The following is a 17,900-nucleotide window of genomic DNA, read 5'->3' as shown; positions in this document are numbered from 1 at the left end:
GTGTGCGGTCTCTCACGTTGCTGGTTGCTCATGCGGTACCGGCTCGACCTTCTCGATGTGGCTTTCAGGTGTCGCAATGACAATCATCGTGGCCATCAGAAATAGCCCCGTGGCGCTGCCAGCGATGATGCCCACCACAAAGCCGGTGATTGGCCCCCTGCCACTGCCGCGCTGATGTCGCGCGGCGCGCACCGCCACGATGATCGCCAGCACGGTGCAGATGGTGTATCCAATGTCCAAAGTCATGGCGTCCTCGGCTCCTGCGGATCGTTAAAAAGCCGCTCGGTGCGAGCGACTCATAAAGGCGAGCGAATCACTGACAGGAATGAGTGCAGTAAGGCTGCAAGGCATGAATGAAAGCGCCAAGGCCCGGCTGCTGGTCCGAGTAATAGATACTGTTCCAGTCATCCGTCCAGCCGTAAAAATCCCATTTAGGGTGCTTCGCCTTGAGATCCTGCAGGGTAGAAACATCGATAAGACCTTGCACGGCTTCGAGCGCTTCCTCTCTGCTCATGTCCAGGGTGATCTGTCGGCTGGTCAGTAGTTTGGGGTCTTTGCGGTTCACCATGCTGACATACTGGCGTGGAATAGCGTCCACGATGACATGATCGGCGTCGGTATGAATGAAGGTGTTATAAGCCCCATAAAGTGCCGCGCGCCAGTTGGTGTCGTGGATGACTTCTTTAGGCTCACCCTTGAAGGTGCTGGGTAGCAGCTGGATATGCAGCGGCGAAGATTCGATGACGGAAAAGTCCCCCGCTCTCTGGCGGATAGTCGTTGAGGCTCTCGGCCATTGAGGTGACGTTGTCAAAATGCTTGAGGCCATCATCGGCCATGGTGGGGCTGGCAAATAACGTCACTGCCGAAGCGGCAAGGAAAAGGATCTTCTTCATGGGTATGCCTTTTAAACGGTTTACCCATCAAAAAACGGCCACGCGGACCGTCACTTTAGAAGAAACTGAAAAGAGAGCGGATCAACTTCCAGCAAACCGCAGGATGGCAAACACAAGGCCACCAGTTGCAATGATGGCGCTCACGCTCCACATGATCATCTGACGAAGCAGGGAATGCGTGTTTGCGTTGAGATCGGAGATGCTGGCCTTGAGGTCTGAAATATCAGCCTTGGTCGCATAGTTCGATTCCATTACGGCGACAGATTGCTCAATTTTTTGCATATGCTGATCCATAAAGGCGATTCCTGAGGTTAATAACTCTGGAGTATAGATTCGATCACCTCGGCATTATGAGGAGAAAGCCCGCTATTGAGCTGGGCAACAACCTTTCCAGACTTGGATTGATAGAGGTAGGGGCCGACCAAGGCTGGAAATTGCTCAAAATATGTCATCAATGCATCGCAGTATTTTTTGCTGTCACAAACAAAAACCTGCCCGCCCTTTGGCGCTACTTCTTCGATGGTAAACGAATAATGGTCACGATAGCTGTTAGGTAATGAGCTGGATGGGTCTCTTTCTTCAATAATGATCTGAGTGACACCTGCACCAGAATCCCGCAGGTCTTCAAGAAGGTCATCGCTCTCGACAGTTTGAGCGCAAGCGGTGGTAGAAATAAGGAGGGCAAGGGCAGTAGATGTTCTAAGGCGCATTAGCTTTCCGCTTAAGAGTTAAAAGAAAGCCGCATTAAGCGGCTCAATTAGAACTTACTTTCTGAAACACAATGTTTCAAGAGATACGCCCCAGTCGCATCACACATTCCCCAATAATTTCGACGTTCTGGTTGGACAGCGGATCGACCAATTCGGACTGATACCGCCCGTTATCGCTGATCAGCATCCAGCCGCCGCCGGCCACGCGCTGCACGCGCTTGATGCGCAGCCCATCATCCATACGCAGCAGGAACACGCCATCCGGGGTCCGGCTGCTGCGATCCACCAGCACGCGATCCCCATCGTGCAGCGTCTCCCCCATCGAATCCCCACGCACGCGAACGCCCACCAACTGCGATGGGTCCAGCCCGTCGCGCTGTAACTGCTCGGTATCGAACTGGATAGTGGTCTCGACCAGCTCGTCATCGAACAGTCGACCCGTGCCAGCGGCAGCCTCGATGTCGTAGATCGGGATGGCTGAATAGCTGGCATCGTATGCGCGGGCAGGTACGCGAACCTCGGCATGCCCTATCGCTCTTGAGGAGGCGACGGCTGTTCCAGTGGCTACGCCCTCACCAAAGAGCAACCACTCCAAACCTGCCTTTTTGGCAATTGCCAATTCGACACATTCGTCATACGGAATGCTTCCACGGCGTTTCCAGTTATGCACTGAGGTAGATGAAATACCGAAGTATTCAGCCACCTCCTTGTCTGAAGACACCCCAAGTGCCTCTTTTATGCGCTCCAAAACCCCCGGAGCCATTAGTTTTTTGTCAATCATGGAAACGCCTAATAGCTAAATATAATTGCCATTTGGTTGTTAAATGCCATTTTGGCAATTAGCATTATGCTGACTGTGTAAGTTAACTATTAGGGATCATACACCATGAGCAACACGCAAGCCTCTCAACGCCCCCGCCGAGCCCCCAGTGGCTGCCGTGGCAATCCTGTCTGGATGAACCTGACACCGACCGAACGCGCCGAACTCGAAGCTATCGCGGATACCGAGATGCGCACGCTGTCAGCGCAAGCCCGCATGTTTTATCTGCGTGGGCTAGAGGCCATCAAGGCCGAAAAAACCGCCCCCATCAGTCACTAATGCCAAAAGGAATCGCAGCCATGTACAGGGATACCCGTCGCCTCAAGACCGCCCGCATCGGCATCAACCTCGATGAGTTCGAAGACGATCTGATCGACGCACTGGTGGCCTATACCGGCACCGAAAAAGCCACGCTGGTGCGCGAGCTGGTCATGCGCGCGGCGCTGGATCTCCTTGGCGTCTCCAGCCAGCAGGAGTTCGACACCATCAGCATGATGGATTTTCAGCCGGCCGCAAAGCTCCATTGAGGCACGTCGGGACGCCCTTTCAGGACCTTGCGAGGTACCCATGACACGACACATTGACATGTTCCCGACCGAAGACGACCGCCGTGTGCTTGAAGCGGTACGCCAGCAACAGGGAATGGACACGCTGGACCAGGCCGCCGAGTTCGTGCTGCGGCGCCATTTGAGAAAAGGCGTCGGGCGTTTGGGCACGCCACGCGGGCCGCGCCCGGTAGGGAGGCGCGGATGAACTCCAATCCGTTGGGACTGAAATGCATGAAGTGCAAAGGCGATCTGCGTATTCGTCACTGCCAAGCAGAGAATCCCATGGCGCAAAAGATGTACCTCGAATGCCAGAACAGCCCCTGCGGTCAGCTCTATTCCGGGGTGGCCGTGATCTACCCGGAAGGCGACGAGCAGAACGGATCAAGGGCGAGAGATCGGTGGAAATGTCCCTGCTGTGACAGCTGGTGCCGTATCCGTACCTCAAAGAAGCCAGCCCCATCGCTGCGCATCGTTTATCTGGAGTGCAGGCAGGAAAGCTGCGGCTGGCGCGGCAAGGGTGAATGCCTCGACGGCGAACCACCGCGAATTACAGGAGGGCTGCAATGACCATGCGCTGGGTGTGCCCGCACTGCGATGGCCCGTGCCGGGTACGCACCTCGAAACAGATGCACGACGACTACCGCGTCTCATACCTGCAGTGCCAGAACCCGATCTGCGGCTGGTGTGGCAAGGGGGAAAGCATCATCACCGAAACGACCAGCCCCAGCGGTATACCGAATGCCAAGTACAAGGGCCAACTGGCTGACAACGTGCCTTATGCGTTGATTCCGAAGCCGCCCGAAGACCTGTTCAGGAGCAGAAAATGAAGATCGACCCGATTTACCAGATTGATCCCAGCGACAGCGTGCAGGACGCGGCGCAGCAGTTCCTGCGTAATCAGCCGCGCCACCGTACGCCGCTGCAAATGGTCACCGCCTGCGGCGATCACCTCTCGAATGTGGGTCGCCTTCGAGAAGATGAGGCCTTCATGCACGCGGCCTATGCCTTTGATCAACTCAATACCCAGGGAGGTGTGGCATGCACGCACTAGACCAGACCAACGCCGCCACGGCCTTTTTGCTCACCCTGCCCCGCCCGGTTCGCAAGGAAGAGGCCGTGGCCCGCTGCTGCGCACACCTGATGACCGAGCATGATATGGCGCGGGATCACGCAGGCATCCTCGCCCTGCAGGCCTTTGCTGAATTACAGGCCATGAACCAGACCACGTGGGTCGATCTGGATGCCAGCACCGCCCATCTGGTGGTCATCCGGCAGGCCACGGGCGCCACCCTGGCCCTGACGCTGACAGACCTGATGCGACTGGTTCGCCATGAGTCGCTTTCCCACCAGACGGTGACGGCTGCCACCACGCACTAACTCCCTATTCACTGCATTTCAAACGACACAGGAGGTCGTTATGGGATCACTCGCCTTGATTTCAGGCACAGAGGCCAAAAGCGCCTCCCCTCGGGCCGGATTTATGGCCCTGCGGGATGAGCTTCACCGCCGCACGGCGGATCTCGATCTGATCGAACTCTGGGCATCTCTTCAGCCTGGTGAGCATGCGGTGCTGTTGCGCAGCGCCGGGGAGCGGCTGGTGCCGAACCGGCCCTTGAATGAGATCCCGCTGGATCAGCGCACGCCGGAGGCCATTGCCGCCGGGCTGCTTCACACCCCGATGGAGCGGATGACCCCGGTCACGCGGCAGGCGATCCGCGCGGCCATTCATCGCATGAGCACTTACGCCAATCGCTTGAAGGACATGCTGGAAACGCCCCGCCCGCATCCGTCGCAGGCGCTTGCCGCAAGCGCTCGCACCGCACTGGCCGAGGGCGATACCGAGGCCGTTCGCCATTTTCTGCACCTGATCGAGCATGCCGAATGAACGCCATCGACCTTTCCCGCGCCTTCGGGGCGCCGGGCAGTCAGGGGCGGCCGAGCTGCGCCGAGTGGCGCCAGCGGGCTGTCTTTGATCGTTTCCCTCACTATGCCGACCGGCTTGCGCGGGGCTTTCTGGCCATCGCTCGCCGTGAGGGCAATGCCAGTGGCAACCGCTGGCTGCGCCATGTGCGGGCGGCGCTGTATGTCGGCCCATGGAACGTGACCCACGATGATGAGGCGCTGGTCGATTACGCCCAGGCGCAGGCCAATGCGGTCAAGCAGAGCCACGAAACCCTGACGGCACGACTGATCAAGCAGGGCGGCGTGGAAGCCGAGGCCATTGTTCAGTCACTCAGGGCGGCAATTGATCGGGCACGTCAGCACAGCATTGAACCGCCGGATGCCCGGCTGCCCCGCCATTCCCAGCTGGCACGGCTGTATTGCGCCAAGTGGTGGCGCCGCAAGTTGCGGGTTGTGTCCGGCCGTCGGCTGGAGCAGGTCGAGCGGGAGCTGGGCAGCGTGCATCATCGGGCAGGCATCTACTGCTCGAACGTCACCATCGAGCGTCGCCGTAAACAGGTGCGCCGTAATACCGCGATGCTTGAAGCGGTCGAGGCGATCAACCAGCACGGCCAGTACTACACCCTGGCGGAGTTGTCTGAACTGGGGCTGGCCAACCCGGATAACCGCCGCGCCGAGTTGATGCTGCGCATTCGCGAGACCGAAGCAGAAGCCCGGCGGCTGGGCCATGTGGGCGTGTTCTATACCCTGACCTGCCCGAGCCGCTTTCATCCGGTGCGGGCCAAAAGCTGCACCCGTAACCCCCGCTACAAGGGCGCCACGCCGCGAGACGGCCAGCGCTACCTGACCAACCTGTGGGCGAAGATGCGCGCCAAACTGGCCCGGGATGGCATTGGCGTTTACGGCATTCGCGTGGCCGAACCGCACCATGACGGCACGCCACACTGGCACCTGCTGCTGTGGATGAAACCGGAAGCGCTCGACGCCGTGAATGACGTGCTGCGTGCTTATGCACTGGCCGATTCACCGGACGAGCCGGGCGCACAGCGCAACCGCCTCGAAACCAAGCTGATCGATTACAGCCGGGGCACCGCGGCCGGGTATATCGCCAAGTACGTCTCCAAGAACATCAACGGCCAGCAGTTCGTCGATCTCGATCAGTACGGCAAGGACATGGCCTCCAGTGCGCCCCGGGTAGAAGCCTGGGCGGCGGTGTGGGGCATTCGTCAGTTTCAGTTCGTGGGGCTGCCGAGCGTGACGGTGTGGCGGGAAATGCGCCGCCTGACCGAGAAGCAGGCCGACATCATGGCGGAGTGGGAGGCGGCACTGAATCCGGGCCGCACGATCCTTTCCTTTGTTCAAAAGCTACGCACGGCCTGCAATGCCGGGGCATGGGATCAGTTCATCCGCTTGATGGGCGGCCCACTGACCCCGCGCAAGGATCAACCGGCACGCCCCTGGCGCGTCGAGCGCTGCGTGGAGGGCGATGACTTCACCGATTATGCCACCGGCGAATACAGCGCGTTCATGAAGGGCCAGTACGGCGACCGGGTAAAGGCCACCTTCGGGCTGGTCATCAAGGGCGCCGAGTATTTGACCCGGTTTTACCGCTGGGAGATGAAGACACGGCGCACCGCCGGGCCGTATGACTTCAGCCAGAAGGGCAGTTATGGCGGCGGCGAAGCCGACGCCCCTTGGACTTGTGTGAATAACTGTACGGGGCCTGATACCACGCCCCGCACACCTTCCCCCGAAGAAGCCGACCGCCAGAACCAGCGCTTTGAGGCCTGGCGAGCAGCACCGCAAACCCGCGCCGAGGATGAGGCACTGGCCTTTGAGGCCGACATCGTCCGCGACGCACTTAATCACCTGCATCGACCACCCGCACCCCGCAGTGCCTGGGACGACATGCCGGAATATTTCCCGATCTGACAAGGAGCAGCACCATGGCTGACGCCGCCGATTACGCCACCGACATTAACCAGCGCCACTTGGAGGGGCTGCTTGCCCGCCGCGCCCGGTTGACCGACTACCACGACATCGAGTGCGAGGACTGCGGCGATGAGATCCCGTTGGCCCGCCGCCGGGCGGCACCGTTTGCCAGCACCTGCATCGAGTGCCAGTCCATCCGTGAGCACAAGGCAAAGGGAGTACGCGCATGACCCTCGCGATCATTCTGGGCGGGCTCGCCCTCACCTCGCTTCTGTTCTGCTGCGCCGCCCTGCGCCTGGGCGTTGTATGCGATGAGCGGGATCTGGAAATCATGAACGGAGACCAGCCCCATGTCTGAACAACACACCACCACTACTGCCACGCTGCCGGCGGAGATCCGCATGACGCTGCTGGGACTGGCCACCGCCCGCCTGGTCAACCTGACCCGGCATGCTCCGGCCACCGAAATGGAGAAGGAAGAAGCAGACGACATCGCCCAGGCAACTGACTGGCTGCTGAAGGCAGGTAAACAATGAGCACCATCAAACAGTGGCTGGTCCGTGAGCTATGTGCGGCGCTGAATATCGACCCGGAGGTACTGCCATGAGCACTACATCAGTGCAGGGCGGCCGGTATGCCCGAGCCGCCGGTATGCTCTGCCGCGATGAGCGCTTCCATCGTTACCTGGACCAGCGAGCGCGGGCCAAATTCGGGGCAGATGTACCGGACGGCACACACAGCGAAGACGATGCCCGCGACTGGCTATGCCGTGCCTGCGGTGTGGGCAGTCGCCGAGAGCTGGATCACGATGCCAGGGCGGCGGGTATGTTGTGGAAAATACAAAACGCTTTCAGGCAATGGACAACACAGGGAGGGAGGCATCATGAATAGCAACATTCTTTCTTGCGATCAGCTCAAGGGCATTACCGGTTATCAACGTTCTGCCGATGTCGCTCGCTGTCTTCGCGATCAGGGCGTGCGCGTGTTCCACGGCCGCAATGGCCCATGGACAACGCTGGACTTGATCAACATGGCCGGCGGTTTTGAGAAAAATGCCAACCCGGATACGCTGACACCGGACCAGATACTGTAATGAGTAAACGATTGAAACCCGGCAAGCCTCGCCGTCATAACCCGCATATTCCTCAGCATATCGACCAGACCCGCTTACCGGCACGGGTCTACTTTGACCATCGTGGGCGCGGCAACTGGTATGTGCTTTATTGCGATGTAGCCGGAAAGCAGAAACGCCAGAACATTGCGAATATCCATACGACGCTTTCTGAACTGCACCGCATCATGGAAGAGCGAAAAGGAATTACTCGGGATACCTTACGCTTTGTACTAGGGCGCTTTCATGAGTCGGCGCAGTACAAGATGCTCGCTCTTAAAACGCGTTCGGATTATGACTATTGCCGCGATCTGGTGGTCGAAATGCCCACACGACTGGGAAAGCCGCTCGGGGATGTTCCACTCAGACATTTCAAACCCGCGCTAATACAACGCCTTATAGACAGAATCGCCGGAGAAGGGACACCGTCAAAAGCCAATCACATCCTGCGATATTTGCGACGTGTCTTTCGCTGGGGCATCAACCGGGGTTACTGCGATACGAATCCAGCTCAAGGTGTCGAGGCCGCGAAAGAGCGTCAACAGAGGCGGTTGCCGGATATAGACACCATGATGACGCTGGTCGATTTTGCTCGTGAGCGCGGCAAACGTGTTCGTGGTGAGAAAGGAGCCTGCGCCCCATACCTATGGATCGTTATGGAGCTGGCTTATCTCTGCAGGTTACGCGGGATCGAGATCATCACATTGACGGACGCCAATGCCACCACTCAAGGCATACTGACCAATCGGCGAAAAGGAAGCAGAGACAATATTGTTCGCTGGGACACAAGGTTGCGTGCGGCCTGGAACGCAGCCACTCAGCGCCGAGCCGACATATGGAGAGTAAAGAGCCGCACTGCGCCCAGCCACCCGGAAGAGCGCACTCTGATTGTTGCCGCCGATGGCGAGGAGCTGCGAAAAAGCAGCCTGGATACGGCCTGGCAGCGAATGATCAAGCTGGCCATTGAGGAAGGCGTCATACCGCGCGAGTTACGCTTCGGGCTTCATGACTTGAAAAGAAGAGGCATTACAGACACTACAGGCACACGTCATGACAAGCAGGATGCCAGCGGCCATCGAAGTGCCGCCATGCTCGATGTGTACGATCTGAGCGTACCGCTTGTGGACTCATCGGGCACAGAAAGACCCTGAATATTACGTAGACATATTACGCATAGGCACAAAAAAACCGCCTTCAAGGGCGGTTGATGTTTTCCAACTTGCTGTTTTAGCTGGAAAATTAATGGTGCCGACACCAGGAGTCGAACCCGGGACCTACTGATTACAAGTCAGTTGCTCTACCAACTGAGCTATGTCGGCACTGCATTAAAATGTGTTGACTGGCTGGGGTACCAGGACTCGAACCTGGGAATGCCGATACCAAAAACCGGTGCCTTACCACTTGGCTATACCCCAGCAAATGGTGGCCAGAGACGGAATCGAACCGCCGACACGGGGATTTTCAATCCCCTGCTCTACCGACTGAGCTATCTGGCCGTTGCCAACGGGAGCGAATTAAATAGAAAATCGCCTTTGCGGTCAAGCCTTTTCCGGAAAAACTTTTCAACTATTTTCAAATCTCCCCGCCAGCCCTTATTTTTCGGGGGGTACGTAGCCTTCGGCAATATCGGTCGGCTCGTTATCCAGAAAGCGCTCCATCTGCTCCATCAGGTAACGGCGCGCATCCGGGTCAAGCATACTGAGGTGCTTTTCGTTGATCAGACGTGTCTGAAGCTGCTGCCATTCTTCCCAGGCCTGCCTAGAAACCGTCTCGTACAGTGTCTGCCCCTTGGGACCCGGCAACGGCGGAGCCATCATGCCGTCCATTTCCTCGCCGTATTTACGACACATTACCTTGTGCATGAAAAAAACCGTCCCTTATCCTTGAGAATTTGCAAAGTCGCATTGCGCCAGCAGTGCCTTGACCGGCGCGGCCAACCCGAGGGTGGCAGGTGAGGCTGGATCATACCAGTCCTGTTCATCACCTCGCAGGACATCAGAGCCACCCTCCCAGCGTATCGGGCAAGGGGTAATCGTCAATCTGAAGTGGCTGAACACATGAACAAAGGGAGTCCAGAATGCGAGGCGGCCTGTATCGCCCGGCAAGGCCTCCTGCCACGCCGATAATGCCTCCAGCGAATCAAACTGGGGCAGACTCCACAAACCGCCCCACAACCCCCTTGCCGGCCGTTTTTCAAGAAGCACCCGGCCATTCCTGTCATGAAGCAATGCAAACCAGGCCTGCCGTTCAGGAATCTGACGTCTGGGCTTGCTGTGGGGATACATCTCTTCCTCGCCTTCGGCATGCGCCTGACAGGCATCCTCCAGCGGACAGAGCAGGCAGGCAGGCCTCTTCCGTGTACATAGCGTGGCGCCCAGGTCCATCATCGCCTGCGTGTAGTCTGCAGCGCGCTCGGAAGGCTGTAATTGCTCGGCCAGCCCCCAGAGCCTTCTCTCGACAGCCGTCTGCCCAGGCCAGCCTTCCACGGCCCTGTAGCGTGTCAGCACCCGTTTGACGTTACCATCAAGGATAGGAGCAGGCTGGTTGGTAGACAGGCTGATAATGGCGCCTGCAGTTGAACGGCCAATGCCAGGCAGCGTCATCATGGCTTCGACACTTTCCACCGGGAAGTGCCCGCCATGAGTGCCAACCACACACTGGGCAGCGCGATGAAGATTGCGTGCTCGGGCATAATAGCCGAGCCCTGTCCAGAGGTGCAGCACCTCATCCTCGGGCGCTTCGGCTAATGCCTGCACATCCGGAAAGCGCGCCATGAAACGGTGGTAGTAATCGATCACTGTCGCTACCTGGGTCTGCTGCAGCATGATCTCTGACACCCAGACGCGATAGGGAGTGCGCTGCTGCTGCCAGGGGAGGTGGGTCCGGCCATGTCGGTCGAACCAGTCCAGTACGCGGGCCTGAAAGTCATCAGCCGCCAATTCGGTCATCAGGCGGTATCCTCACATGAAAGTTAAGAGTGACAGTATGTCAGGCCATGGCACAGACATAAAAAAAGCGCCGACAGGGTCGGCGCTCAAGACTGGCTTTCAAGGATTGCTCATTTAAATAGACCATTGATGGCATTCTTTAGTTCCTGAGCAGCTCCTTCTCCGAGCTTGTCGTTGATCTTTTGCCGGGTTTTATCCCCCAGACCGCGCTCAACTTCTTTTTGAAGCTTGCGTTTCACTTCGCTACCGGCCAGTCCGGCAAGGGATGCCTGGAAACCATTACGATCAAAGCTGCACCAGGAACCGGGCTCATCGGAAAAGGCACCCTGGCAGTGCAGCGGAAAATCGACCTTTTGAAACTTGTCGCTGACCTTGCAGGCTGCCGGGTCCGCAGTATTGATAAAACCGGCGTTAATGGCGTAGTCAAACCGGGAAGTTGGCAGGTTGGCCTCACCGGCCCCACTAAAACGAATCCCCGGGATATCCAGCCGGAAGTCATCGTTGTGAGCAATGCCGTTTTTGATGACGAACGTGCCTGAAAGCGCGTCAAAAGGCGTATTATCAGCCCACTCGCGCGCCGACGTATTACTGCTGACTGCTGCTACCACCTGACACATGCGCTGTGACAGATTCTGCCCCAGCAGTGCCCCATCCGTGACCTTGAACTGCGTACGACCATCAAGATTGTTCAAAAGGCTGTCACGCTGATTGGTCTGTGAAGTAAACGTGCCATTCATCGCCAGAGTACCCTTGATCGGTGCCGTCTTTTGCAGGGCATCAGCAAGCAGTGGCTCCAGCTTCACGCCCTCAAGGGTATCGGTCATTCGCCACTGAATAGGGGCCTTGCGTACATCCAGCCCTCCCTTGATCAATGCCTTGCCACCATAAAGGTCCGCAGACAGATGCTTCAGGGCATGCTGCCCCTTACTGCCCTCTACCAGCAGCGATACATTGCCTAGTGAAAGCTGTTTGGCTGTCATCTGATTGATCGACAGGGAAAGCTTCAGGGCTGCCTGGCGCAGCCAGTCCACGGGAACCAGCGCAGACTCTTCCACGGCCGCATAGGCAGGTGACACCAGCAGATGTTTCAGTGACGCAGTTTTTTCCTCCTTCGCCGCAACCGGTGCAAGATAGCGGTCGAGATCAAAGGACTGACCCGCCAGCGTCAGAGCAATACGCCGACCATCAAGGCCCATCGCAGCCTGTCCATTGAAATTCTGATCATCCAGTGACACATCGAGCCCGGAAAGCATCAACGTGTTCATGTCACCCTTGATCGGCGAATCAAGGGCAATGCGCGTCAGGGCCTGATTATCGGCGCTGGCCAGCGTGGCACCTGCATGCTGCTCAAGCCATTTACGTAGATTGAACGGGGCAAGCGTCACCTGACCTTCATAGGCCGGCGCCTTGTCGAGCCCGGTAAGGGCAAGATGCCCTACCAGCCGAAAATCGTTATCACTGGTCAGCGACAGATCCGACACTGATGCCGTGCCCTTTTGCAGGTCGGCCCGTGCCGAAAAATCGAGGCCAACGGGTATGGCATGGTCGCCACTCCGGGGCAGATACGCCTCACCATCCAGGCTCACGCCATCGACCTGATAAATCTGCTGACCCGGATCCGCCGACAGCCGAGCAACAGCAAGATCCAGCGACTGCTCACGACCACCGCTCAGCTCGGGATAACGGGATGTGGTATTGGCCACCAGGTTCTCCAGGGTGTAACTGGAATTGGCCAGATCGGCACGGACACGGCTTTTCAGGGAAACATGTGTCACAAATGCCGGCGAGGTACTTTCAAGATCGAAGGCCATGCTGAGCGGGAAGAACTGGCCCGGCACCACATTGGCCCCCTTGAGATCCAGCTCACTCAGGGTGTAATTCGCTCCGCTGGCTGCATCGCTGTAATGAACGCGCCCGCCGTTGATGGCAAGGCTCGCGATATCAATGCCCAGCGGCTGATCAGCGGCCCTTGACGGAGAAACAGGCTTTTTCGGGCGTTCCTTGTCATTGGACAGGGTGCCACGTGTTTTTGCCATGTGATCAACAATCTGCTCCCAGTTACCCCGTCCGGTGCCGTCACGCTCAAGATCGAGCTGCAGCCCACTGACATTGATACCGTCAACCGACACATCGCCAACCAGCAGCGACGAGAAATCCACTTCAACATCGGCCTTTTCAACCGAAGCGAAGGGCGTACTGCCTGCCCCCGCGTTCGGCAGACGCGCCGACGCATCCTCGATGGAGACCCCCAGGTGTGGATAAAACGACCAGCTCAGAGGCCCATCCAGGGAGAGTTCAAGCCCGGTCTGGGCCTTGACCGCCTCCGCCAGACGCGGCTTCAGATCATTCGGGTCCAGAAAGGTCGTGACATAAACCACCCCGCAAACAAGCAATAATGCCAGCGCACCGACCGCGGCCAGCAGTATGCGAAACAAAGCTTTCATACGGTAACTCCCTTACCATCACCTGCTGTTGTGCAGACAGGCGTTCACCCAGGCCGATACCGACCCCGATTCATGTCGTCCCTTACCCTGGCGCTACCCATCTAACATCGTCCATGTCACAAGAGACTGAACCTTGCGCGAACCTCTCCGGGTTCTTTTTTACAACGCACCACAAAAAACCACACAGACATGGCCCCGAAGCAGCGATTACCAGTGTAGCGGATGCAGTGGCCCCTTCTCTATAATGGATCCTTATTGCATACCAGCATCCAGCCGAGGCTGGTTTACTCACTCCACCGGAGATGCCGATGTCCCGCCCTGATCTGGACGCCCGTACCGCTGAAATCACTCGCAACACGTCGGAAACCCGTATTCGTGTACGTATCAACCTCGACGGCGAAGGGCGACTTGATGCCTCGACCGGGGTGCCATTTTTTGAACACATGCTGGATCAGGTAGCACGCCACGGTCAGATTGATCTCGAAGTACACGCTGACGGCGACCTGCACATCGACGATCACCATACCGTTGAAGATACCGGGATTGCCCTGGGACAGGCCTTCGCCGAAGCACTGGGCGATAAAAAGGGAATCTATCGTTACGGCCACGCCTATGTACCGCTGGATGAAGCCCTGTCACGCGTTGTCATCGATTTTTCCGGTCGCCCCGGGCTGTTCATGGACGCCGAGTTTACCCGCGCAACCATCGGACGATTCGACACCCAACTGGTATCCGAGTTCTTTCAGGGATTTGCAAACCATGCGCGTGCCACGGTGCACATTGACAACCTGAAAGGCCATAATGCCCATCATCAGGTTGAAACCATCTTCAAGGCCTTTGGCCGGGCCCTGCGCATGGCAGCCGAACACGACCCCCGCATGACCGGGCGCATTGCCTCCACCAAGGGCAGTCTTTAACACCGCTTTTCAGCCGTGACGAATCGGGAGAACACATGACCATCGCCGTCATCGATTATGGAATGGGCAATCTGCACTCTGTCGCCAAGGCGCTGGAACATGTAGGTGAGGAGCGCGTCACCATTACGCGTGACCCTCGAGCCATCAAGGGCGCTACCCGGGTGGTACTGCCAGGCCAGGGCGCCATTCGCGACTGCATGAGCGAGCTGGAACGCGCTGAACTCAAGGGCCTGGTCAATACGCTGCTGGCCGATGGCGACAAACCGTTTCTGGGTATTTGCGTCGGTCAGCAGATGCTGATGACCCGAAGCGAGGAAAACGGCGGAGTACGCTGCCTGAATTACCTGCCCGGATCAGTAAAGCACTTTGCGACCGACATGACCGATGCAGATGGTCAGCGCCTCAAGGTTCCGCACATGGGCTGGAATCGTGTTGATCAGACACATATGCACCCACTGTGGGAAGGCATTCCGGCCGGCGAGCGATTCTATTTTGTCCACAGCTACTTTGTAGCTGCCGAGCAGCATGCCGATGTCTTCGGCACGACCACCTATGGGCACCATACCGCTCACATCGCGACCGGCCGGGACGCCGTTTTTGCCGTACAGTTTCATCCGGAAAAAAGCGCAGCAGCGGGTCTGAAGCTTCTGGCCAACTTTGTCGAATGGTCACCCTGAGGAGCCGACGCCGAGTCATGCCGTTTCGCCACCATCTGCTGCACTTGCCACAACGATAAAAGGGACACACATGCTGGTCATACCTGCCATTGATTTGAAAGACGGCCACTGCGTTCGCCTGAAACAGGGCCGCATGGACGACGCGACCGATTACGGCGCTGACCCCGTAGCCATGGCCAGGCGCTGGGTGGAGGCCGGTGCACGACGTCTGCATCTGGTGGATCTCAACGGGGCCTTTGAAGGCCGCCCCGTCAATGGCGATGCCGTGACGGCCATTGCCCGAGCCTATCCGGACCTGCCGATACAGATCGGCGGTGGTATTCGCTCGCGGGAAACCATTCAGTACTATCTGGACGCTGGCGTCAGTTACGTCATCATTGGCACCAAGGCAGTCAAGGATCCTGACTTCGTGACCGACATGTGCCGTGAGTTCCCCGGCCGTATCATTGTCGGCCTGGACGCGCGGGACGGCTTTGTTGCCACCGATGGATGGGCCGAAGTATCCACCATCAAGGCCACCGAACTGGCCAGACGCTTTGCCCATGACGGCGTTGAAAGCATTGTCTACACCGACATAGCTCGCGATGGCATGATGCAGGGGGTCAATATCGAAGCCACCGTCGCCCTGGCAAGAGAAGGCGGCGTGCCCGTGATCGCGTCCGGCGGAGTGACCAACATGGATGATATCCGAGGCCTGGCTGCCGTTGCCGATCAGGGCCTGCTGGGCGCGATCACCGGCCGCGCCATCTATGAAGGCTCACTTGATGTGCGTGAAGCCCAGGCCCTGTGCGACGCGTCTACAGATGACACCTCGAAGGAAACCTCATGACACTGGCCAAACGCATTATCCCCTGTCTTGATGTAGACCGCGGTCGAGTGGTCAAGGGCATCAACTTTGTCGGCATACGGGATGCCGGCGATCCGGTCGAGATCGCCCGGCGCTACAACGAGCAGAATGCTGACGAAATCACGTTTCTCGATATTACCGCCAGCCACGAAGGCCGCGGCACAACCCTTGAAATGGTCAGCCATATCGCCGGAGAAGTCTTTATCCCGCTGACGGTGGGTGGTGGCATACGCACCTGCGACGATATTCGTGCCCTGCTCAACGCCGGCGCAGACAAGATCTCGATCAATACCACAGCCGTTACCAACCCGGATTTTGTCTACGAGGCATCACAGCGGTTCGGCAGCCAATGCATCGTGGTCGCCATCGATGCCAAGCAGGTCAGTGCACCGGGAGAGCCGCTCAAGTGGGAAATCTTTACCCACGGCGGGCGTAACACCACGGGGCTGGATGCCGTGGAATGGGCTCGCAGGATGGTCGATTATGGCGCTGGCGAAATACTGCTGACCAGCATGGATCGAGATGGCACCCGTCAGGGGTTCAACCTTGAGATGACACGAGCCATCAGTGACGCCGTCACCGTACCGGTCATTGCTTCCGGCGGCGTCGGATCACTGGATGATCTGGTGGCCGGCGTCAAGGAAGGCGGCGCTGATGCCGTGCTGGCCGCCAGCATTTTCCACTTCGGTGAGCATACCGTGGAAGATGCAAAACGCCACATGGCAGCACAGGGCATCGAAGTCCGCCTGTAGTGCGTTTCTACCCCGGCATCAGGCCGGGGTATCATCATCGAGCGAGAGGCCGATGTTGCTGACCCCCTGATTACGGGCCAGCCGGCGCAGACGCTTGAGTCCCTCACGGTCAAACCGGATCTCCTCGACGGCTTCGATCAAGGCCTCGGCGAATCCGGTTTCATCCACCATCAGCGGATGCTCATCCAGCGAATCATCCTCGGACTCCCCTTCGCTGTACTCGATGAATCGCGCTACTCCGCCTGCGGACAGCCGCAGTGCCTCCAGCGCTGTCTGATGCGGCTCGGCCTTCTGCAACCCGTCGAAACAACTGGCCAGCGCCATGGTGACATCCAGGGCAAGCCGTGCACCAAAACTCTCATCCCTGTCAGTATCCGGTTCCAGCGCCACCAGTTTTTCCGCCTGGCGCTCAAAGTCGATCGTGGCACGGCTGGGGCCCAGCTGTTCCCAGATCAGGTCAATCATGACACGGATACGAGCAGCGTCTCCGGTACCGCTGACGTCGGCGTACAAGACATAATTGGGCAGCATCCGCTCGGTCATCCCTGCCGCCACGCCAAGGGCCTGATCGGCACTCAGGGCCAGAATACGCGTACGCGTTGCGGAATCCGGAAACCTCATGCGCCATTCTCCTGATGGTAGAAAAACGTCATCATACACTGAGTGTGCTAGCTTGAAAGGCTCGAACTCCAGGCTTGAGGACAGGGGTCATGCCGCGACTGTTTGTCTACGCTCATCTGCTGCGAACCGCCCCATTGCACCACCTGCTCGATGGTGCTCGGCTACTGGGGCACCACCGTACCACCACTTCCTTTACCCTTCTGGAAACAACCTGCGGGGTGGGCCTGTCGCCGGAAGGCACGACCCCCATTGATGGAGAAGTCTACTCTCTCACTTACTCGCACCTGAACGCACTGGATGAGGCGCTGATCAACACCCACCCCCTGCATCGCGCCGAACTCGTCACCCCGTATGGCGAAGCATGGTATTACGCGCTCGATCCAGTCCCCATGGATGCCGTGGCCCTGCCTCACGGCGACTGGCTTGCCTGGCGAGCAAGGCAGCGCCGATGAACGCAGCCGGCCAGTGCTGTTCAGAATCAGGGCCAGAAAAAGTGCGTTGGAATCCGGCCACGCTCATCAAACACCACCCCCTCGGCCCGAAGCCGTTCATGCTGAACGGCAGCACCACTGTGGTCAGCCAGCACGCCCCCGGCACGCACGATACGGAACCAGGGCAGTACGTGATCCGACGGCAGGCTTCGAAGCACCCAGGCAACGTAGCGGGGCGTCGCCCCGTCCGTCATGCCGGCGATGGTACCGTAGGTAGTCACCCGACCAGGCGGGATTTGAGCCATTATCGTAGTAACCTGTTCTTTTACCTCATCTTTCACATGACC

General features: G+C 58.3%; 30 protein-coding genes and 3 tRNA genes. 20 read left to right on the top strand and 13 right to left on the bottom strand.

Features of this window, described 5'->3' with window-relative positions:
* Positions 1-12 precede the first annotated feature (12 nt).
* The 5 genes from NAT21_RS11330 to NAT21_RS11310 all read right to left on the bottom strand — a co-directional run bounded on the left by NAT21_RS11330 (position 13) and on the right by NAT21_RS11310 (position 2,366).
* Positions 13-246 carry a hypothetical protein gene (locus NAT21_RS11330; protein ID WP_250938490.1) on the bottom strand — a complete coding sequence of 78 codons (234 nt, stop codon included), beginning with the start codon at positions 244-246 and terminating at the stop codon, positions 13-15.
* Between the two features lie 67 nt (positions 247-313).
* On the bottom strand, positions 314-826 hold the full coding sequence (locus NAT21_RS11325; RefSeq protein ID WP_250938489.1) for a hypothetical protein: 513 nt from the start codon (positions 824-826) through the stop codon (positions 314-316).
* A 148-nt stretch (positions 827-974) separates the two neighbouring features.
* Positions 975-1,187, bottom strand: coding sequence for a hypothetical protein (locus NAT21_RS11320; protein WP_250938487.1), 213 nt, complete (start codon positions 1,185-1,187; stop codon positions 975-977).
* A 17-nt stretch (positions 1,188-1,204) separates the two neighbouring features.
* Positions 1,205-1,603 carry a hypothetical protein gene (locus NAT21_RS11315; protein ID WP_250938486.1) on the bottom strand — a complete coding sequence of 133 codons (399 nt, stop codon included), beginning with the start codon at positions 1,601-1,603 and terminating at the stop codon, positions 1,205-1,207.
* 76 nt (positions 1,604-1,679) lie between these two features.
* A complete protein-coding gene (locus NAT21_RS11310; RefSeq protein ID WP_284732789.1) occupies positions 1,680-2,366 on the bottom strand; it encodes a S24 family peptidase in 687 nt (228 codons plus the stop codon).
* A 123-nt stretch (positions 2,367-2,489) separates the two neighbouring features.
* Here NAT21_RS11310 and NAT21_RS11305 point away from each other — a divergent pair, with 123 nt between their 5' ends.
* The 15 genes from NAT21_RS11305 (at position 2,490) to NAT21_RS11240 (ending at position 9,067) form a co-directional block, all read left to right on the top strand.
* Positions 2,490-2,702, top strand: coding sequence for a hypothetical protein (locus NAT21_RS11305; RefSeq protein ID WP_250938482.1), 213 nt, complete (start codon positions 2,490-2,492; stop codon positions 2,700-2,702).
* 20 nt (positions 2,703-2,722) lie between these two features.
* Positions 2,723-2,950, top strand: a complete 228-nt coding sequence (locus tag NAT21_RS11300; RefSeq protein WP_250938480.1) for a hypothetical protein — start codon at positions 2,723-2,725, stop codon at positions 2,948-2,950.
* Positions 2,951-2,990: 40 nt separating this feature from the next.
* Positions 2,991-3,176, top strand: coding sequence for a hypothetical protein (locus NAT21_RS11295; RefSeq protein ID WP_250938478.1), 186 nt, complete (start codon positions 2,991-2,993; stop codon positions 3,174-3,176).
* The gene (locus NAT21_RS11290) at positions 3,173-3,538 is read left to right on the top strand and encodes an ogr/Delta-like zinc finger family protein (protein WP_250938476.1); all 366 of its coding nucleotides are present in this window, start codon (positions 3,173-3,175) and stop codon (positions 3,536-3,538) included. Before NAT21_RS11295 ends, NAT21_RS11290 begins: the two co-directional genes overlap by 4 nt.
* Positions 3,535-3,798, top strand: a complete 264-nt coding sequence (locus tag NAT21_RS11285) for an ogr/Delta-like zinc finger family protein (protein ID WP_250938474.1) — start codon at positions 3,535-3,537, stop codon at positions 3,796-3,798. The genes NAT21_RS11290 and NAT21_RS11285 overlap by 4 nt, the downstream gene beginning before the upstream one ends.
* Positions 3,795-4,022, top strand: a complete 228-nt coding sequence (locus NAT21_RS11280) for a hypothetical protein (RefSeq protein ID WP_250938472.1) — start codon at positions 3,795-3,797, stop codon at positions 4,020-4,022. The genes NAT21_RS11285 and NAT21_RS11280 overlap by 4 nt, the downstream gene beginning before the upstream one ends.
* The gene (locus tag NAT21_RS11275) at positions 4,010-4,348 is read left to right on the top strand and encodes a hypothetical protein (RefSeq protein ID WP_250938470.1); all 339 of its coding nucleotides are present in this window, start codon (positions 4,010-4,012) and stop codon (positions 4,346-4,348) included. Before NAT21_RS11280 ends, NAT21_RS11275 begins: the two co-directional genes overlap by 13 nt.
* Before the next feature lie 40 nt (positions 4,349-4,388).
* Entirely contained in the window at positions 4,389-4,856 is a 468-nt protein-coding gene (locus NAT21_RS11270; protein ID WP_250938468.1) for a hypothetical protein, read from the top strand.
* Positions 4,853-6,805 (top strand): replication endonuclease, encoded by a 1,953-nt coding sequence (locus NAT21_RS11265; RefSeq protein WP_250938467.1) that lies wholly within the window; start codon positions 4,853-4,855, stop codon positions 6,803-6,805. The genes NAT21_RS11270 and NAT21_RS11265 overlap by 4 nt, the downstream gene beginning before the upstream one ends.
* A 14-nt stretch (positions 6,806-6,819) precedes the next feature.
* Positions 6,820-7,035, top strand: a complete 216-nt coding sequence (locus NAT21_RS11260) for a TraR/DksA family transcriptional regulator (protein ID WP_250938466.1) — start codon at positions 6,820-6,822, stop codon at positions 7,033-7,035.
* A complete protein-coding gene (locus tag NAT21_RS15525; protein ID WP_284732768.1) occupies positions 7,032-7,163 on the top strand; it encodes a hypothetical protein in 132 nt (43 codons plus the stop codon). The genes NAT21_RS11260 and NAT21_RS15525 overlap by 4 nt, the downstream gene beginning before the upstream one ends.
* Positions 7,156-7,341: a hypothetical protein gene (locus NAT21_RS11255; RefSeq protein WP_250938465.1), complete on the top strand. Its 186-nt coding sequence runs from the start codon at positions 7,156-7,158 to the stop codon at positions 7,339-7,341. Before NAT21_RS15525 ends, NAT21_RS11255 begins: the two co-directional genes overlap by 8 nt.
* Before the next feature lie 67 nt (positions 7,342-7,408).
* Complete coding sequence (locus NAT21_RS11250; RefSeq protein WP_250938464.1) at positions 7,409-7,696, top strand: hypothetical protein; 288 nt, start codon at positions 7,409-7,411, stop codon at positions 7,694-7,696.
* Entirely contained in the window at positions 7,689-7,898 is a 210-nt protein-coding gene (locus NAT21_RS11245) for a hypothetical protein (RefSeq protein WP_250938463.1), read from the top strand. Before NAT21_RS11250 ends, NAT21_RS11245 begins: the two co-directional genes overlap by 8 nt.
* Complete coding sequence (locus NAT21_RS11240) at positions 7,898-9,067, top strand: site-specific integrase (RefSeq protein WP_250938462.1); 1,170 nt, start codon at positions 7,898-7,900, stop codon at positions 9,065-9,067. The genes NAT21_RS11245 and NAT21_RS11240 overlap by 1 nt, the downstream gene beginning before the upstream one ends.
* A gap of 92 nt (positions 9,068-9,159) precedes the next feature.
* Here NAT21_RS11240 and NAT21_RS11235 read toward each other — a convergent pair.
* From NAT21_RS11235 to NAT21_RS11210, 6 genes are all read right to left on the bottom strand, one after another.
* Positions 9,160-9,235 (bottom strand) — tRNA-Thr (locus NAT21_RS11235).
* A 21-nt stretch (positions 9,236-9,256) separates the two neighbouring features.
* Positions 9,257-9,331, bottom strand: a tRNA-Gln gene (locus tag NAT21_RS11230).
* A 5-nt stretch (positions 9,332-9,336) separates the two neighbouring features.
* Positions 9,337-9,412, bottom strand: a tRNA-Phe gene (locus NAT21_RS11225).
* Positions 9,413-9,508: 96 nt separating this feature from the next.
* Positions 9,509-9,778: an oxidative damage protection protein gene (locus tag NAT21_RS11220; RefSeq protein WP_250938461.1), complete on the bottom strand. Its 270-nt coding sequence runs from the start codon at positions 9,776-9,778 to the stop codon at positions 9,509-9,511.
* 15 nt (positions 9,779-9,793) lie between these two features.
* On the bottom strand, positions 9,794-10,864 hold the full coding sequence (gene mutY / locus NAT21_RS11215; RefSeq protein WP_250938460.1) for an A/G-specific adenine glycosylase: 1,071 nt from the start codon (positions 10,862-10,864) through the stop codon (positions 9,794-9,796).
* A 110-nt stretch (positions 10,865-10,974) separates the two neighbouring features.
* Complete coding sequence (locus NAT21_RS11210; RefSeq protein ID WP_250938459.1) at positions 10,975-13,308, bottom strand: AsmA family protein; 2,334 nt, start codon at positions 13,306-13,308, stop codon at positions 10,975-10,977.
* Between the two features lie 323 nt (positions 13,309-13,631).
* Here NAT21_RS11210 and hisB point away from each other — a divergent pair, with 323 nt between their 5' ends.
* The 4 genes from hisB (at position 13,632) to hisF (ending at position 16,501) form a co-directional block, all read left to right on the top strand.
* Positions 13,632-14,225: an imidazoleglycerol-phosphate dehydratase HisB gene (gene hisB, locus NAT21_RS11205; RefSeq protein ID WP_284732788.1), complete on the top strand. Its 594-nt coding sequence runs from the start codon at positions 13,632-13,634 to the stop codon at positions 14,223-14,225.
* Positions 14,226-14,260: 35 nt separating this feature from the next.
* Positions 14,261-14,902, top strand: coding sequence for an imidazole glycerol phosphate synthase subunit HisH (gene hisH / locus NAT21_RS11200; protein ID WP_250938455.1), 642 nt, complete (start codon positions 14,261-14,263; stop codon positions 14,900-14,902).
* Between the two features lie 70 nt (positions 14,903-14,972).
* A complete protein-coding gene (gene hisA, locus NAT21_RS11195; protein WP_250938452.1) occupies positions 14,973-15,731 on the top strand; it encodes a 1-(5-phosphoribosyl)-5-[(5-phosphoribosylamino)methylideneamino]imidazole-4-carboxamide isomerase in 759 nt (252 codons plus the stop codon).
* Positions 15,728-16,501, top strand: coding sequence for an imidazole glycerol phosphate synthase subunit HisF (hisF, locus tag NAT21_RS11190; protein WP_250938450.1), 774 nt, complete (start codon positions 15,728-15,730; stop codon positions 16,499-16,501). Before hisA ends, hisF begins: the two co-directional genes overlap by 4 nt.
* 18 nt (positions 16,502-16,519) lie before the next feature.
* Here the strand turns inward: hisF and NAT21_RS11185 are convergent, their stop codons facing one another.
* Positions 16,520-17,122, bottom strand: coding sequence for a YjaG family protein (locus NAT21_RS11185; RefSeq protein ID WP_250938447.1), 603 nt, complete (start codon positions 17,120-17,122; stop codon positions 16,520-16,522).
* A gap of 89 nt (positions 17,123-17,211) precedes the next feature.
* Between NAT21_RS11185 and NAT21_RS11180 the strand changes: the two genes are divergently transcribed.
* Positions 17,212-17,574, top strand: coding sequence for a gamma-glutamylcyclotransferase family protein (locus tag NAT21_RS11180; RefSeq protein ID WP_250938445.1), 363 nt, complete (start codon positions 17,212-17,214; stop codon positions 17,572-17,574).
* A 26-nt stretch (positions 17,575-17,600) separates the two neighbouring features.
* On the opposite strand, the gene NAT21_RS11175 is transcribed toward NAT21_RS11180, so the two are convergent.
* Positions 17,601-17,894 carry an MGMT family protein gene (locus tag NAT21_RS11175; protein ID WP_265896759.1) on the bottom strand — a complete coding sequence of 98 codons (294 nt, stop codon included), beginning with the start codon at positions 17,892-17,894 and terminating at the stop codon, positions 17,601-17,603.
* Between the last annotated feature and the right edge of the window lie 6 nt (positions 17,895-17,900).

Origin of the sequence: Larsenimonas rhizosphaerae (assembly GCF_023700005.1) — a bacterium.
GTDB classification, from domain to species: Bacteria; Pseudomonadota; Gammaproteobacteria; order Pseudomonadales; family Halomonadaceae; genus Larsenimonas; species Larsenimonas rhizosphaerae.
The sequence above is the reverse complement of the archived record's forward strand: the minus strand, read 5'-3'. Positions and strand labels throughout refer to the sequence as shown.

Bases quoted from the DNA above. Each gene is read 5' to 3' on its own strand.
- NAT21_RS11330 (WP_250938490.1), bottom strand. From the start codon at position 246: ATGACTTTGGACATTGGATACACCATCTGCACCGTGCTGGCGATCATC.
- NAT21_RS11325 (WP_250938489.1), bottom strand. From the start codon at position 826: ATGGCCTCAAGCATTTTGACAACGTCACCTCAATGGCCGAGAGCCTCA.
- NAT21_RS11320 (WP_250938487.1), bottom strand. From the start codon at position 1,187: ATGGATCAGCATATGCAAAAAATTGAGCAATCTGTCGCCGTAATGGAA.
- NAT21_RS11315 (WP_250938486.1), bottom strand. From the start codon at position 1,603: ATGCGCCTTAGAACATCTACTGCCCTTGCCCTCCTTATTTCTACCACC.
- NAT21_RS11310 (WP_284732789.1), bottom strand. From the start codon at position 2,366: ATGGCTCCGGGGGTTTTGGAGCGCATAAAAGAGGCACTTGGGGTGTCT.
- NAT21_RS11305 (WP_250938482.1), top strand. From the start codon at position 2,490: ATGAGCAACACGCAAGCCTCTCAACGCCCCCGCCGAGCCCCCAGTGGC.
- NAT21_RS11300 (WP_250938480.1), top strand. From the start codon at position 2,723: ATGTACAGGGATACCCGTCGCCTCAAGACCGCCCGCATCGGCATCAAC.
- NAT21_RS11295 (WP_250938478.1), top strand. From the start codon at position 2,991: ATGACACGACACATTGACATGTTCCCGACCGAAGACGACCGCCGTGTG.
- NAT21_RS11290 (WP_250938476.1), top strand. From the start codon at position 3,173: ATGAACTCCAATCCGTTGGGACTGAAATGCATGAAGTGCAAAGGCGAT.
- NAT21_RS11285 (WP_250938474.1), top strand. From the start codon at position 3,535: ATGACCATGCGCTGGGTGTGCCCGCACTGCGATGGCCCGTGCCGGGTA.
- NAT21_RS11280 (WP_250938472.1), top strand. From the start codon at position 3,795: ATGAAGATCGACCCGATTTACCAGATTGATCCCAGCGACAGCGTGCAG.
- NAT21_RS11275 (WP_250938470.1), top strand. From the start codon at position 4,010: ATGCACGCACTAGACCAGACCAACGCCGCCACGGCCTTTTTGCTCACC.
- NAT21_RS11270 (WP_250938468.1), top strand. From the start codon at position 4,389: ATGGGATCACTCGCCTTGATTTCAGGCACAGAGGCCAAAAGCGCCTCC.
- NAT21_RS11265 (WP_250938467.1), top strand. From the start codon at position 4,853: ATGAACGCCATCGACCTTTCCCGCGCCTTCGGGGCGCCGGGCAGTCAG.
- NAT21_RS11260 (WP_250938466.1), top strand. From the start codon at position 6,820: ATGGCTGACGCCGCCGATTACGCCACCGACATTAACCAGCGCCACTTG.
- NAT21_RS15525 (WP_284732768.1), top strand. From the start codon at position 7,032: ATGACCCTCGCGATCATTCTGGGCGGGCTCGCCCTCACCTCGCTTCTG.
- NAT21_RS11255 (WP_250938465.1), top strand. From the start codon at position 7,156: ATGTCTGAACAACACACCACCACTACTGCCACGCTGCCGGCGGAGATC.
- NAT21_RS11250 (WP_250938464.1), top strand. From the start codon at position 7,409: ATGAGCACTACATCAGTGCAGGGCGGCCGGTATGCCCGAGCCGCCGGT.
- NAT21_RS11245 (WP_250938463.1), top strand. From the start codon at position 7,689: ATGAATAGCAACATTCTTTCTTGCGATCAGCTCAAGGGCATTACCGGT.
- NAT21_RS11240 (WP_250938462.1), top strand. From the start codon at position 7,898: ATGAGTAAACGATTGAAACCCGGCAAGCCTCGCCGTCATAACCCGCAT.
- NAT21_RS11220 (WP_250938461.1), bottom strand. From the start codon at position 9,778: ATGCACAAGGTAATGTGTCGTAAATACGGCGAGGAAATGGACGGCATG.
- mutY (WP_250938460.1), bottom strand. From the start codon at position 10,864: ATGACCGAATTGGCGGCTGATGACTTTCAGGCCCGCGTACTGGACTGG.
- NAT21_RS11210 (WP_250938459.1), bottom strand. From the start codon at position 13,308: ATGAAAGCTTTGTTTCGCATACTGCTGGCCGCGGTCGGTGCGCTGGCA.
- hisH (WP_250938455.1), top strand. From the start codon at position 14,261: ATGACCATCGCCGTCATCGATTATGGAATGGGCAATCTGCACTCTGTC.
- hisA (WP_250938452.1), top strand. From the start codon at position 14,973: ATGCTGGTCATACCTGCCATTGATTTGAAAGACGGCCACTGCGTTCGC.
- hisF (WP_250938450.1), top strand. From the start codon at position 15,728: ATGACACTGGCCAAACGCATTATCCCCTGTCTTGATGTAGACCGCGGT.
- NAT21_RS11185 (WP_250938447.1), bottom strand. From the start codon at position 17,122: ATGAGGTTTCCGGATTCCGCAACGCGTACGCGTATTCTGGCCCTGAGT.
- NAT21_RS11180 (WP_250938445.1), top strand. From the start codon at position 17,212: ATGCCGCGACTGTTTGTCTACGCTCATCTGCTGCGAACCGCCCCATTG.